The following is a 14,601-nucleotide window of genomic DNA, read 5'->3' as shown; positions in this document are numbered from 1 at the left end:
AATATTAATTAAATATATTAGGAGTTAAATTTTATGAGTATTTTAGATGTTAAAAACGTAAGTCATGGATTTGGTTCTAGAGTTATTTTAGAAAATGCCTCTTTCAGACTTTTAAAAGGTGAACATGTTGGATTAGTAGGAGCCAACGGAGAAGGAAAATCTACATTTTTAAATATTATTACTGGTAAACTTATGCCTGATGAAGGACAAGTCTCTTGGTGTAATCACATCACTACAGGATATCTTGATCAGTATAGTACTTTAGAAAAAGGAAAAACAATTAGAGATATCTTAAAATCTGCTTTTGCTCATATGTTTGAGTTAGAACAAGAAATTATGGATCTTTACACAAAAATGGGAGACTGTACTCCTGAAGAAATGGACATAATTTTAGAAGAAGTTGGAGAAATCCAAAGTATCCTTGAAGGAGCAGATTTTTATAATTTAGATTCTAAAATTGAAGAGTACGCTGCTGGATTAGGTTTACTTGATATTGGTTTAGAAAGAGATGTTTCTGAACTTTCTGGTGGTCAAAGAGCTAAAATACTTTTAGCTAAAGTTTTATTAGAAAATCCTATGATTCTAATTTTAGACGAGCCTACAAACTTCCTAGATGAAGATCATATAACTTGGCTAAAAAATTTCTTAAAAAGCTATGAAAATGCTTTTATTTTAGTTTCACATGATATTCCATTTTTAAATGAAGTTACAAATGTTATCTACCATATTGAAAATGCAGTTTTAACTAGATATACTGGTGATTACTATTATTTTAGAGAGATGTACGAACTGAAAAAAAGACAAATAGAAGCAGCTTATAAGAAACAGCAAAAAGAAATTGCTCATCTAGAAGATTTTATAGCTAGAAATAAAGCTAGAGTTGCTACAACAAACTTAGCTAAAGATAGACAAAAAAAGTTAGACCGTATGGAAATTATCGAAATTGCTAGAGAAAAACCAAAACCAATTTTTGGATTTAAAACTGCACGTACACCATCTAGAGAGATTATTACTGTAAAAGACCTTGTTATTGGATATAACGAACCTTTAACAAAACCACTTAATTTTACAATAGAACGTAACCAAAAAATTGCTATAAAAGGTGTTAATGGTTTAGGTAAATCTACACTTTTAAATACAATTTTAAAAAGAATAAAATCTTTATCTGGAGAGATTGAACACGGACAATTCTTAGAAATTGGTTATTTTAAACAAGAAGAAGAAAGTTCTTCTATAACTGCTTTAGATGAATTTTGGAATGAATTCCCTGGATTAACTAATGCCGAAGTTAGAGCAGCTCTTGCTAAATGTGGTTTAACTACAGATCATATTACAAGTCAGATGCGTGTTTTATCTGGAGGAGAAAATGCAAAAGTTAGACTTGCTAAAATTATGAATCGTGAAATTAATTTCTTAATTCTAGACGAGCCCACAAATCACTTAGATGTAGATGCAAAAGAAGAGTTGAAAAGAGCAATTAAAGAATTTAATGGAACAGTATTAATGGTAAGCCATGAACCTGATTTCTATATGGATGTTGCTACTGAAATTTGGAATGTTGAAGATTGGACAACAAAAATAATTTAATATTAGATTTAATTTCGAAACTGCTAATAAAGTTTTTATTAGCAGTTTTTTTATTTAAAAAATTAAAAATAGCTTGCATTTTTTTATCTTATAGTTTATAATTAATTTAAAATTGTAATAATTACAATTTTATAAAAGGAGGAAAATCATGAAATTATTAATAATAAGTTCAATATTATCTCTATCTTTAATGGCTTATTCTACTGAAAAAAATTTATTAGTTCCTGCCACTGGAACTTTAATGAAATATACTTCACAAGATACGAAAACAAATTTTAAACCTGTTTCAGCTACTGGAACAATGTTTATTTACTCAAATAATTAATACTTACGCAAAAAAAGCCCATTGAATAGATTAACTATTCAATGGGCTTTTTCTTTTAAAAAACTTCCAAAAATAATTCCAACAACTATTAAAATAATACCTACCATAGATAATATTGAAGGTAAATTATTGCCTAGCAATACTCCTCCTATAATCGTAAATACTATTTCCGTAGCTTGAGTTGCTTCAATTACAGCCAATCTATTCGGACAATTTTTACTTAAATCTGTAGCTTTAAAAAATAATGTTGTCGCTATAACTCCAGAAAAAAGTGCAACTAATATTGAACTTAAAATTTGGTTATATTTTGGATATCCACTTGAAAAAAAACCATAAATTGATACTATAATCCAAAACGGAAGACTACAAAGGGTCATTCCAAAAACTCTTTGTAAAGCTGTCAATCTTTCTCCTACAAGATTCATCATCTTTCTATTTCCTAAAGGATATGCAAAAGCTCCTATAAAAACCGGAATAATTCCGAAAAGTCCACTTTTCAAAGAAATCACTTTAAAGTTTTCAAACTGTATAATAAATATCCCTAAAAGAATTATTAATGATAGTTTTAAAAATTTTACTGGGAGTTTACCTTTAGAAATAATAGGAGTCATCAAAGCTCCTGCTACTATTGTTATTTGCCATGTTGAAGCAACTAACCATCCTTCACCATAAGTTGATGCAAAACATAAAGGTAAATAAAAAAATCCAAATCCTATTGTGCTCCAAAATATCCATTTTTTTGGAAATTCTAAAATATGTTTATATACTTCACTAACCTGCTTTTTAGTTAATAATATTACAAATAAAATTATTAACATAAAAATATATCTAAGAGAAGCTGTCCATAAAAAATTTCCTTGAGTTGAACTAATAACCTCATTTAAAATAAATGTTAATGAAAAAAATAAAGCTGAAATAATACCTAGTATAAACCCTCTCATCAAATTCTCCTTTTTATTTTCATTATAACATATTTTTTTTTCATTATATAAAACTTTTTTAAAAAAATAAAACTGTCATAATTAAGTTGACAGTTTTATCTAAAAAGTATTTTTTTATTTCCAAATAATGTTTGGAGCTTTTCTCGGAGCAGTTCTTGAATACTTTACATTTGGATATCCAATAACCATGCATGTTACTACAATTTGTTTCTCTTCGATTCCTAAAAAATCTTTTATTCTAGAATTACCTTCACAAGCTCTTGTAAAAAATCCACTAAAAACAGTTCCTAATCCTAAAGCATCAACCATAAGCTTCATATTTGCTGAAGCTAATCCAGCATTTAAAGGATGTTCTGAAGTAACTACTATCAAAGCTGGTGCTCTAAAAAATAAATTATCTATTCCTAAAGGATTATCTATAAAATCATTATACATTTTTCTCCACATTTTAGCATATCTTTTATATAAAGGATTTGTTGAATTCTCTAAAACATATTCTCCTAAACTATTCAAAACTTCTAGAGTTATTTTTCTAACTTCTTGAATCTGCTCTTTTATTACTACATAGTTTACATTTTGTGCATTACTAGCTGTTTGTGTAAATCTTCCAGCTTCAATTATCTTTAAAAGCTTTTCATTCTCTACATCTTTTTCCTTAAATTGTCTTATTGTTCTCTCAAATTTTATAAAATTTAAAAGATTATCAGGCTCAATAGTAAATTTTTCTTTATTATATTCAACTACATCATCCATACTATATTCATCTGTAGACACCGCTGCTACAGGACATACAGCTACACAATGTCCACACTTAAAGCATGTCACATTTTTTATTACTGCCTTTCCTTCAACTAACTCAATATCTCGTACAAAACAATCTTTTACACACATTCCACAACCTATACATATTTTATCATTTACTTTAAACATTTTAAAAACTCTCCTTTCATAAGTGTATTTTTTATTAAACTAATTATCTAATATTTTTAATTTTACTATAAATTTATTCTGATCTACTTTTATCTCGTATTTTATTGATGCTAAATTTAAAGCTTTAGATATTATAGATAAGCCTAAACCCATTCCATCAAATTTAAAATCTTCAGCATTTTTGCCTCTTGAAAAAGGTTGAAGAAGTTTTTCAATCTCATTTCCAAGTTCTCCTTGAAAAGTATTCTCTATAACTAAGTAATTAAATTTTTGGAAAATCTTTACATCACCACCAATAATACTATATTTTAAAGCATTTTGGATTAAATTATTTAAAACTAATTTTATAATTCTTGAATCTCCAAGTACATTCTCTGTATCTAAATTTAGATTTATATTTATATCTCTTTCTAATTCAATTATATCGTATCTTTCCAAAGCTTCCTCTATAATTTTTTTTAAATTTACACTCTCATTTCTTAATTTGAAAACTGTACTATCTAATTTAGATAATATTAATAAATTTTCAATTAATTCTTTCATTTCATTTCCAACTTTTAAAATTATTTCATAATACTTTCTTTTCTCATCTTCTTTAATTTCTTTATGCTCAAGGAGTGCTGTTGCATGAGTACAAATAACAGCAATCGGAGTTCTTAGTTCATGAGATGCATTTGATACAAAAGATTTTAAATTAGATACTGATGTTGAAAGTTCTTTTGACATTTTTTCTAAATTTTTACTTAAATCTCCAATCTCATCATTTCTATTAATTTCAATATTTTCTGAGAAATCTAATTTTGAAATTTTATCAGCCTTTTTATTTAAATACTCTATATCTTTTGTAATTCTTTTTGAAAATATTAATCCTGTTCCTAAAGATATAGCTAATGCTACTAATGCTGTCATAATATTAAATATGTTACTTTCATGACTATGGGCTTGAATAACTGATAAAGAAGTACTTACAAATATTCCCGTATCTTTTGATATCTCTTCTCCATAGTACAAAATCTTAGCATCATTTCCTAACAACTCCTTATCTATAAATTTATTATATGGAATATTATCTATACTATCACTTCTTCTCATCATATGACTTCCCATCATACGACTCTTCTTGGAATTTTTTATATCTATATCTATTCCCATGGATTCTTTTACATCATAGACATAATTTTCAAAATTATTTTCAGACTGTGTTTCATAAATAATTTTTGCATTTTGTATAACTTTTAACATTACTTCTTTTTTTCTATAAATATAAAACTTCTCTAAGAAAATAGCATTAAAAGAATAATTTATTAAAATTGTTATCAATACTATAAATAGTGAAAATACAAATATTTTAGTAAAGAGGTTAACTCTTATTTTTGCTAAATACATATCCTACCCCTCTTATTGATTTTATATGTTCTCCATACACTCCCATTTTTTTTCTGAGACGAGTTACTAATGTATCTACTGCTCTTTCTTCTCCACTAAATTCAAACCCCCAAACTTCATTTAATAATGTCTCTCTTGATAAAATTATATCTTGATTTCTAAAAAAATATTCTAAAAGTAACGTCTCTCTTTTTGATAATATTATCTCTATATCCTCTATCATAATTTTAAATGTATTATAATCAAAGCTTAATTTATCTAAATAAAAAAAACTATTATCCTCCATTTTCAAAAGTTTTTTTATTTTTAATATAATTACCTTTGTACTAATCGGCTTAGTTACATAATCATCAGCTCCTAATTCTAATCCATGAATTTCATCTAACTCTGTATCTCTAGCAGTCATTATAATTATAGGTATTTTTGAGTATTGGCGAATTTCTTTACAAATATCCCAACCATTTTTTTTAGGTAAATTTATATCAAGAAGAACCAATGCCGGAGAAAAAGAATAAAATTCATCTAAGGCCAAATCTCCTTGAGTTACTATTTTTATTTCAAATCCTTCATTTTCTAAACTTTTTCCTATTATATTTGCCAAGTTTTGTTCATCTTCTATTATTAAAATTTTTTTTCTCATAAAAACTCCTTTTAATACATCCCTCAAAATTTACTTTATTATACAATAAAAAGACGGGAATTCCCGCCTTTTTATAATAAATTAATTTGTTTTCATCATATTTTGTTGCATTTTTGTCATATGAGTAGCTTTTATTTGATATATTTCATTATTCAATCTCTCTATTTTTTTCATATCTGGATTTGTTGTATTCATTATTTTATTAATTTCTAATTGTTTTTCTTGAATTTTTATCATATCATCTTGCATTTGTTTTTTTAATTCTGGAGTCATATTCATTTTCCCCATCATTTTACAATTCATATCTCCATTCATCATTTTCATACTTGAATGGTTCGTATTACTTCCCATAGATCCATGATTCATATTCTCCATTGTTGTATGTCCATTTGCAAATGAAACTGCTGATATTACAAAAGCTCCTACTAATAATATTTTTTTCATAATCTTCACTCCTCTTTTTTAATCTATTTTTTATTTTATAAATTAATATTACCAAAGATTTGTTACAGAAATATGTCAAAATAAATATATTATTAAAACTCTATTATTTTTTTAAAAAACCATGTTTCTCTAGTTCGCAAACATTATTTAATATATACTTAAAATCCATCTTTATCGTTGGAACTTTTGTCTTTTTTATATTTATATCATTTAAAGTTAATATGAAATCTATTTCATTTTCATTTTTTAAAAAATCTTTTAATTGATAATTATCCAATATCTTTAAAATGTTTACATAATAATTTCCTTTTATATATTTTAATAACATTTTTCCATAAATATGATTAAAAGAGTTATCTATTATTGCTATATTTTTTGGTTTTTTATGTTCTAAGTCATTCATATCTACACTATTTTTTATAAGTATAGTTAAGTATATGATATCCTCTAAATAAAATTTAGGAATAATTTCTTTAATTACATTATTTATTTCTACATAATATTTTTTATATTCTCTATCTAATTTATGTAGCTCTTTATGCTCTAAAAAATTTAATTCTGCTTTAAACTTTCCTATTCTTATTGCATTAGAAACTTGCATTAAAAAATCTTGTTCTTTTGGAATAGTTATATTTAATTTAAATTCAAGATTTTTTAAAAATAAATTTACTTCATTCTCAATATTCATTGTATATCTTTCAATATCTAATGATAAAAGAAGTTCCGCTATTGTATCTAACTCGTATATTTTTAACTCCTCCAATCCATGAGTTTTTAAAAAATTTATAACTTTATTATAATATTTATTTTCCAATAAAACCTGAGAAGTTCTATATTCCTCGTATGAACATGGAAAATTAATCTCTCTAAACGAATGAATCAAAATTATTGAAACAATTTTAAAAAAATCTTCTGGTGGAAGGGAAATATTCATTTTATTTATTAGATTTAAAACTATCTTTTTAGCTAGACTCACCTCTTTTTTAGAAAAAATGCTGTTAATCAAATTAATAAATAGATTATGACAACTATCTCTTTCTACAAAATACTTAGTTAAATAACTTGCAAATAAAAATCTTATATTTATTTCATTTCCAATGAGAAAAACTCCTTTTGAAGGTAAACTTTCTAATTTAAGCTTATACTTTATTAAATATTCTTTTATTCTTTCTAAATCATAGTTTAACGTTCTTCTTGTGATATCTAATTCAATAAAACTATTACTTAATATCACTTTATTAGTAAAAAAAAGTTTTAATAAAATATAGTCTCTTCTTTCAATAGGACTAAAAGGTGCATGTGATAATAAATCTTTTATTTTTAAAATTTCTTTCTCGTCGATATAAAAAATTTCATCCTCTTTCAGTATTCCATTTATATTATGGTTATGTAAAAAACTATTTACTGTATTTATATTCATTGTTATTGATCTTTTCTTTATTTTCAGAACTGTTTCTAATTCTGAATAACTGTACCTCTTTAAACTTAAAAACAAATTTAAAATATTCAATGATTTTTTATTTAAAAACATTTTTAGATAACACTTTTAGCTTTATTTTTCTATATTAAATTGCTAAAAGTAAATCCTTTCACCCCTCTTCTTTAATTTTTTTACTCTTACTTAATGATAATTAAATAAAGATATGTTTAAAGAAAATAATCCTCTAAAACATATCTTATCAAATTTATTATATTTAAAATTTTAATAATATATATGTCTTAATAGTATATCATTTTTCTCATATAAATAGAAGAACTTTTAATTATGCAACACAGTACATTTTTTTTAGTATTTCTTTGCAAATATACAAATATTAAATTTAAAGTATATAATATTTAGTCAAATTTAAATTTAGGAGGATACTGTGATCAAAGTTTTATTTTTATTACTTATAATGAATATTTCTATTTTTTCTAAAACACTTAATACTGCAGTTATTTTAGAAAATAATGATGAAATATCAAATACTTACTTAAATATTCTAAAAGATGAACTAACTAAAAATTTTGCTGGTACTAATTTTCAGCCGAATATAATAAAAGTTCTATATGTTGATAATCAAACTCTAGAAAATCAACTAAATTCTATTAATTTAGATAATAAAATTGATAGTCTTTTTATTTTAACTGATACTTCTATCGATAAAATAAAAAATTTAAACAAAAATAAATTTTATTCTGCACCTTTAGGTTTTGGAAAAAATTTAGAAAAATTACCAAATAATTTAAATTATGTCTACAGTGATTTAGATTTAAAAAACTATCTTCAAATCTTTAATAATGTAAATGGAGTAAATGAAATCGATATTTTTATTTCAAATATGAGTGAAGTAAACATTACTAACTTATCTAAAAATATTAATATAAACAATTTAAAAATTAATATATATAAAGCTGACGAAAAGAAAATAAAAGAAAGTAAAAATCCTATATTTTTAATATCGTTCAATGAAAATTTTAATAAATATGCTTATGTTGGTATTGATATGAAAAAGGAATTTTCAAAACGTATTAGAGCTGCATCATTAAATTATATGCTTTATAAAACTAACAATAGATTGGGCAAAGTAGTTGAAGTCAATGAACCTAGAGAAAATATTTTTTTTAATGGAGATGTAGCTAACAAACTTGGACTATATCCAAATCTTATTTTTTTACAAAATATTTCAAATTTAAAAATATCTGAAAAAGATAGAATTAAACTTACATTAAAAAATGCAGTTGAAAGAGCATTAAATTCAAATTTTTCACTTTTAAAATCTAAACAAGATTTAGAAACTAGTTCTTATAATGTGAAAATTTCTAATAGTTCAAGATTACCTCAGTTGAATGCAAATATGCAATATAATGCTATTGATAAAAAAACAAGTAATTTTAAGATGGGAGCTCCTACAAATAGTGTAAGCTCATATTTAGAACTTTCTCAAGTTATTTTCAATGATCAACTTAATGCTTCTGTTCAAATTGAAAAACTTGCACTTGATTCTAGTAGAAAACAATATGAACAGACAAAGTTAAATATTTTATATTATACAGCATCTACTTATGTCAATATACTTCAATTAAATGCTCAACTAGATATTCAAAAAAGTAACTACGCTCTTTTAAAAGAAAGTTTAGAGATTGCTAAATTAAATTATAAAGTAGGTGCTGGTGGTCTTCAAGATGTTTATAGACTTGAATCTGATGTTGCAAGTTCCTTAGCAAATATAGCTAATATCGGAAGTGAAATCAAAAATCAAGAGATTTATCTAAACACTCTTTTAAATTTACCAACAGATAATAGTTATAATTACGAGTCATTAAAAGATGTATCTACTTATTTTGTTTTAAGTGATTCATTCAATAAAAATTTTTCATATGGATCTGATAGATCTAAAAAGATAGAAAATTTTCTTGTTCAAGGAGCTATTTCAAATTCTAACTCTTTAGCATCTTTAAATAATAATATAAAAGCTAAAGAAAGAGAATTATCTGCTAATAAAAGAGAACGATTTTTACCAAAGGTTTCTGCAGCAGGAAAATATTATAAAGATAATATGATTACACCATGGGGAGAAAATTCTAATAAAAAATTCCCAGATGAATATTGGGAAGCTGGAATAGTTGCAACATTACCTCTTATTTCTGGTGGTGAAATATATTATAACTCTAAAAAAATAGAAAGTGAAATTCAATCTTTAGAATATTCTTGGGCAGATTCAAAAAATAATTTAGTTCAGCAAGTTTTACAAACTTATACTGAACTTTTAAGTAATTATGTTCAAAATTATTCAACTTCAACTTCTTCAACTGTAGCTAAGAAAAATTTAGATATAGTACGAAATCTTTACTCTGAAGGTACAATCACTGTTACAGATTTACTTTCGGCACAAAATAATGCACTTTCTCAAGAATTAAATAATGTTATTCAAAATTTTAATCTAATTAATTCAGCATTAAAATTAGAAAATCTTTATGGTAAATCGTCAATTACAATGACTTCTGATGAAAAATTAGAAATATTAAATAATTTAAATGAAGTACTAGAAAAATAGGAGGATCACATTGAAAAATAAATTTTTAATTTTTTTACTAACACTATCAGTTTTAGCTTGTGGTAAAAAAGAAAGTAATAATAAAAATGAAAATATAAAACCAGTTGTTTATGAAATTGTAGGTTCGAAAGAAAATTCGGTTAAAAGAACATATTCTGGAACTATTAAATCAGAAGCTCTATCAAATCTAAGTTTTAGAGTTTCTGGAACTATAAATAAAAGAATTGCTGATTTAGGAGATACTGTAAAAAAAGGTGAAGTTTTAGCAACATTAGATAATACTGAGTATGTGCTAAACTACGAAAAGGCTTTAGCAGATTTAGCCAAAGGACAAGCTTCTTTTGCAGAAACAGAAGCTAATTATAAAAGATCTCAGATTCTTTATTTAGAAAATAGTATTTCTAAAGCATCTTATGATAGCGCTATAGCTCAATATAAATCTGCTTTTTCTACTGTAAATGCCTTAAAAGAAGCTTTAAATTTATCTAAGTTAAAGCTTAGTTATACACAATTAAAAGCACCAGAAAATGGAACTATTGGACAAGTTAAAAGTGAAGTTAATCAAATTGTTAGTCCTGAGACTACTATTTTTATCTTAAATAGTGATGGTGATAGAAGTGTTGAATTTAATGTTTCACAATCTATCGTTGGGAAATTAAAACAAGGACAAATGGTTAATATTACTATATCATCTTTAAATAATAAAAAAATAGATGGCGTTATAACTAATATTGGAACTCTTTCAACTGGTTATGGAAGTACATACCCTGTTAAAGCTAAATTAAACGATGCTAATTCCTCAGATATAAAAGTTGGAATGATTGCTAATATATCTTTAAATACATTAGAAGAGGATGAAAATATAATCTCTCTTCCTTTAAGTTCTATCATTACAGGACCTAGTAACGAAAAATATGTTTATGTTGTTACAGATATTGTAAATAATATTGGTATTTCTAAAAAACAAAAAGTAGAAATTTTAAATACTCCAACATCAAATGGAGTTATTATAACATCTGGCTTAAGTCACGGGGACTTTGTAATAACAAAAGGAAGTAATCAAGTGTTAGAAAATCAAAAAGTTTCTTTAATAAAAGGTGAGATGTAATATGAGTTTAACAGAATTAACCATAAAGAACAAAGTTACAGCTTATTTATTATTTATTCTTCTTTTAATAGTTGGATACGTATCTTACGATAAGTCAGAAAAAGCCGAAGATCCTGGTTTCACAATTAAAGTAGCATTGATTACAACTAATTGGCCTGGAGCAAACGCAAAACAAGTTGGTGATTTAGTTAGTAAGAGAATTGCTGATCAAGTTCAAAATATGGATGCTCTTGACTATGTCGAATCCAAAAATGTTGATGGACAATCAAATGTATATGTAAATATAAAAAGTGAATACAAAGATTTACAGCCTGTTTGGCAAGAGTTAAGAGATAGAATTAATACTTTCGTTGTTCCTTATTTGCCAACTGGAGTCCAAACACCACAAATAAATACATATTTTGGTGATGTGTATGGAACTCTTTTAGCATTAGGTGGAGATGGGTATACATATGAAGAGCTTTATGAAACTGCAACAAAATTAAAAGAAACACTTTTATTTGCTGTTCCACAAATTGGAAGAATTGATATAAGTGGAGTTCAAAGTCAAACTATATATGTTGATATCGACAATAAACTCCTTTCACAAACTGGAATTACCTTACAAACTATTCTTACAACTTTAAATAATTCTAATATTATTATCAAGGGTGGGGATATTGTTATCAATGAAGATAGATTAAAAATAAATCCAACTGGTAATTTTGAAAGTATAGAAGATATTAAAAATACCGTTATTACAAGTAATGATGGAAAAGAAAGTATTTACCTTAAAGAAATTGCTAATATCTATAAAGGATATCAAGACCCATCACCATATTCAATAGATTTCAATGGGAATAATGCAATTACTTTGGGAGTTTCTTTAGGATCTGGTGAAGATATTTTAGTTATGAGTAATGGAATTCAAAATACTTTAAAAGAGTTCAAAAAAAATCTTCCTATAGGTTTAGAAATAGGTGAAATTTATTATCAACCTGATTTAGTGCAAGTAAAAGTTACCTCTTTTATTGCTAATCTTTTTCAAGCTGTAATTACAATAGTTCTTGTTATGCTAGCATTTTTAGGAATTAGATCTGGTCTTATAGTTGCTGCTCTTACTCCAACATCAATCGCATTTACTTTAATTGGTTTATACTATATGGATTATGGTATTAATCAAATTACCTTGGCTGGTCTTATAATTGCTCTTGGAATGTTAGTAGATAATGCTGTTGTTATGTCTGAAAATATTATTGTTCTTTTAGAAAATGGAAAAGGAAGAATGGAAGCTTGCTTAGAATCTGCTAAAACTCTTGCTATTCCTTTACTTGTAAGTTCTATAACAACAATAATGGCATTTTCGCCTATTATTTTGAATAAAGAGGACATGGGACAATATGTTGGACCATTAACAATAGTTGTTATGTTAGCTTTAATTGGATCATGGCTTATAAATCAAACTTTGATTCCATTGCTTTGCTATGATTTTATTAAAATAAAAGCTGGAGAAAAACAAGACTTAAATAGTAAACCATATCTAATATATAGAAATATTCTTTTAACAGTTCTAAAAAATAAAAAGATAACTCTTATTGGAACTGCTATTTCATTTATTTTAGGACTTTGGCTACTTGGGCTTGTTCCAAACAATTTTATGCCAGCTTCAACTGATCCTGTTATGTCAACATACATAAGATTACCTAAAGGTACTGACATAAACTTTACAAGAAAAGTGGTTAAAGATGCCAATAATTTTATATCTAAGAATTATTCGACTGGAGATCAAGAACCACTATCTCCAACGCTTTGGGACTACATAACAACTGGTGGAACAACTTTAGTTTATAAAAAACCTGGAGTTTTAAGTTGGGGGTCTTTTATAGGAGGTGGAGCTCCAAGATTCTCTACAGGATATACTCCTGAAACTCGTTTAACTGAATACGCTTATATAATGTATAATTTAACTGATTATACTCTAATTCCTAAAATAAGTACTGAAATAAACACTTACTTAAAAAATAAATATCCAAGTATTGATATTGTTACCAAAGGTTTAGGAAGTGGAGTTACTTTAGAAAAAGATTTAGGATATGTTTTAACATCAAATGATATTACACTTCTTAAAAAATGTGCTAACGAACTTAAAAATAAACTTAATAATACTCCTGGTGCATACTCTATCTCAGATGCTTGGGGTAATGAAGTACCTGATATTAGTATAGAAATAAATCAAGAAAAAGCTCAAGCAGCTGGATTTAATAACGATACAATTGGAAAAGATTTACAATTTGTTCTACAAGGTTATAATGCTACTATTTTTAGAGATTTCAATGCTCCTCCTCAAAGCACAATCATTCCTATTGTATTAAGAGGAAAAAATACTTATAAAAATGATATTAAATCTATTGAATCTATTGAGTTAATAAACTCTTCTGGAAAAGCAGTTCCTTTAAAACAGATTGCTAATATAAAATTAGATTTTAGACAAAATTATATTTCTACAAGAAATATGGCTTACTCTATCGAAATTGATGCAGCTGTTAAAGATGACACTACCCCTTTAGAGGTTAATAAACTCGTAGAACCATGGCTAGAAGAAAAACTAAAAGAATGGGGTCCTAATATAAAGTATTATCCATCTGGAATAATGAAAACATCTAAAGAAAATCAAGATGCATTATTTGCACAAGTTCCTTTTGCGATACTTATGATGTTTGTTTTAGTTGTAGGACAATTTAATTCTATGAAAAAAGGATTAACTATAATGCTTGTTATTCCATTATCTCTTTTAGGAATTGCTATTGGTCTTCTAATTACAAATACGCAACTAGGATTTATGGCTATGATTGGAATTATATCCTTAGCTGGGGTTGTTTTAAATCATGCAATTATTTTAGTTGATAAAATGACAATTGAAAAAGAAGAGTTAAAAAGAAGTGATCAAGATGCAATCGTATTTGGATGTCAATCTAGACTTAGACCTATATTCCTAACTGTTGCAACTACTTTAGTTGGACTTATGCCTCTATACTTTTTCGGTGGGCCTCTTTTTCAACCATTAGCCGTTGTATTAATCTTTGGTTTAGCAACAGACACAGTTTTAGCTCTAGGAGTTATTCCAGTTATTTATGCAACTTTCTATAAAGTTAATTTTAAAAATTATGAATACGATGAAAATAAATTAATTATAAAATAAAACTAATTTATAAAAAGAAAAATTA

11 protein-coding genes are annotated in these 14,601 nt (G+C 25.8%); 5 read left to right on the top strand and 6 right to left on the bottom strand.

The window, feature by feature from the left end; translation table 11 throughout:
- The first annotated feature begins 33 nt into the window (after window positions 1-33).
- Window positions 34-1,587 (top strand): ABC-F family ATP-binding cassette domain-containing protein, encoded by a 1,554-nt coding sequence (locus tag MKD34_RS13630; protein WP_240222013.1) that lies wholly within the window; start codon window positions 34-36, stop codon window positions 1,585-1,587.
- A gap of 148 nt (window positions 1,588-1,735) precedes the next feature.
- Window positions 1,736-1,912 (top strand): hypothetical protein, encoded by a 177-nt coding sequence (locus MKD34_RS13625; RefSeq protein WP_156898026.1) that lies wholly within the window; start codon window positions 1,736-1,738, stop codon window positions 1,910-1,912.
- Window positions 1,913-1,950: 38 nt separating this feature from the next.
- Here the strand turns inward: MKD34_RS13625 and MKD34_RS13620 are convergent, their stop codons facing one another.
- The 6 genes from MKD34_RS13620 to MKD34_RS13595 all read right to left on the bottom strand — a co-directional run bounded on the left by MKD34_RS13620 (window position 1,951) and on the right by MKD34_RS13595 (window position 7,784).
- Complete coding sequence (locus MKD34_RS13620) at window positions 1,951-2,856, bottom strand: DMT family transporter (RefSeq protein WP_240222011.1); 906 nt, start codon at window positions 2,854-2,856, stop codon at window positions 1,951-1,953.
- A 111-nt stretch (window positions 2,857-2,967) separates the two neighbouring features.
- Window positions 2,968-3,783: a nitroreductase family protein gene (locus MKD34_RS13615; protein ID WP_240222009.1), complete on the bottom strand. Its 816-nt coding sequence runs from the start codon at window positions 3,781-3,783 to the stop codon at window positions 2,968-2,970.
- A gap of 39 nt (window positions 3,784-3,822) precedes the next feature.
- Window positions 3,823-5,169: a sensor histidine kinase gene (locus tag MKD34_RS13610; protein ID WP_240222007.1), complete on the bottom strand. Its 1,347-nt coding sequence runs from the start codon at window positions 5,167-5,169 to the stop codon at window positions 3,823-3,825.
- A complete protein-coding gene (locus tag MKD34_RS13605; protein WP_240222005.1) occupies window positions 5,144-5,809 on the bottom strand; it encodes a response regulator transcription factor in 666 nt (221 codons plus the stop codon). The genes MKD34_RS13610 and MKD34_RS13605 overlap by 26 nt, the downstream gene beginning before the upstream one ends.
- A gap of 81 nt (window positions 5,810-5,890) precedes the next feature.
- A complete protein-coding gene (locus MKD34_RS13600) occupies window positions 5,891-6,253 on the bottom strand; it encodes a hypothetical protein (protein WP_240222003.1) in 363 nt (120 codons plus the stop codon).
- A gap of 103 nt (window positions 6,254-6,356) precedes the next feature.
- The gene (locus tag MKD34_RS13595) at window positions 6,357-7,784 is read right to left on the bottom strand and encodes a helix-turn-helix domain-containing protein (protein ID WP_240222001.1); all 1,428 of its coding nucleotides are present in this window, start codon (window positions 7,782-7,784) and stop codon (window positions 6,357-6,359) included.
- 334 nt (window positions 7,785-8,118) lie between these two features.
- Here MKD34_RS13595 and MKD34_RS13590 point away from each other — a divergent pair, with 334 nt between their 5' ends.
- The 3 genes from MKD34_RS13590 to MKD34_RS13580 are packed head-to-tail and all read left to right on the top strand — an operon-like array spanning window position 8,119 to window position 14,576.
- Entirely contained in the window at window positions 8,119-10,290 is a 2,172-nt protein-coding gene (locus tag MKD34_RS13590; protein WP_240222000.1) for a TolC family protein, read from the top strand.
- Window positions 10,291-10,300: 10 nt separating this feature from the next.
- On the top strand, window positions 10,301-11,398 hold the full coding sequence (locus MKD34_RS13585; RefSeq protein WP_240221998.1) for an efflux RND transporter periplasmic adaptor subunit: 1,098 nt from the start codon (window positions 10,301-10,303) through the stop codon (window positions 11,396-11,398).
- Between the two features lies 1 nt (window position 11,399).
- On the top strand, window positions 11,400-14,576 hold the full coding sequence (locus tag MKD34_RS13580; RefSeq protein ID WP_240221996.1) for an efflux RND transporter permease subunit: 3,177 nt from the start codon (window positions 11,400-11,402) through the stop codon (window positions 14,574-14,576).
- The last annotated feature ends 25 nt before the right edge of the window (window positions 14,577-14,601 follow it).

The sequence above is a fragment of the Cetobacterium somerae genome (genome assembly GCF_022430525.1).
GTDB lineage: Bacteria > Fusobacteriota > Fusobacteriia > Fusobacteriales > Fusobacteriaceae > Cetobacterium_A.
Note: the sequence above shows the minus strand (reverse complement) of the source record. Positions and strands in the feature narration are given on the sequence as shown.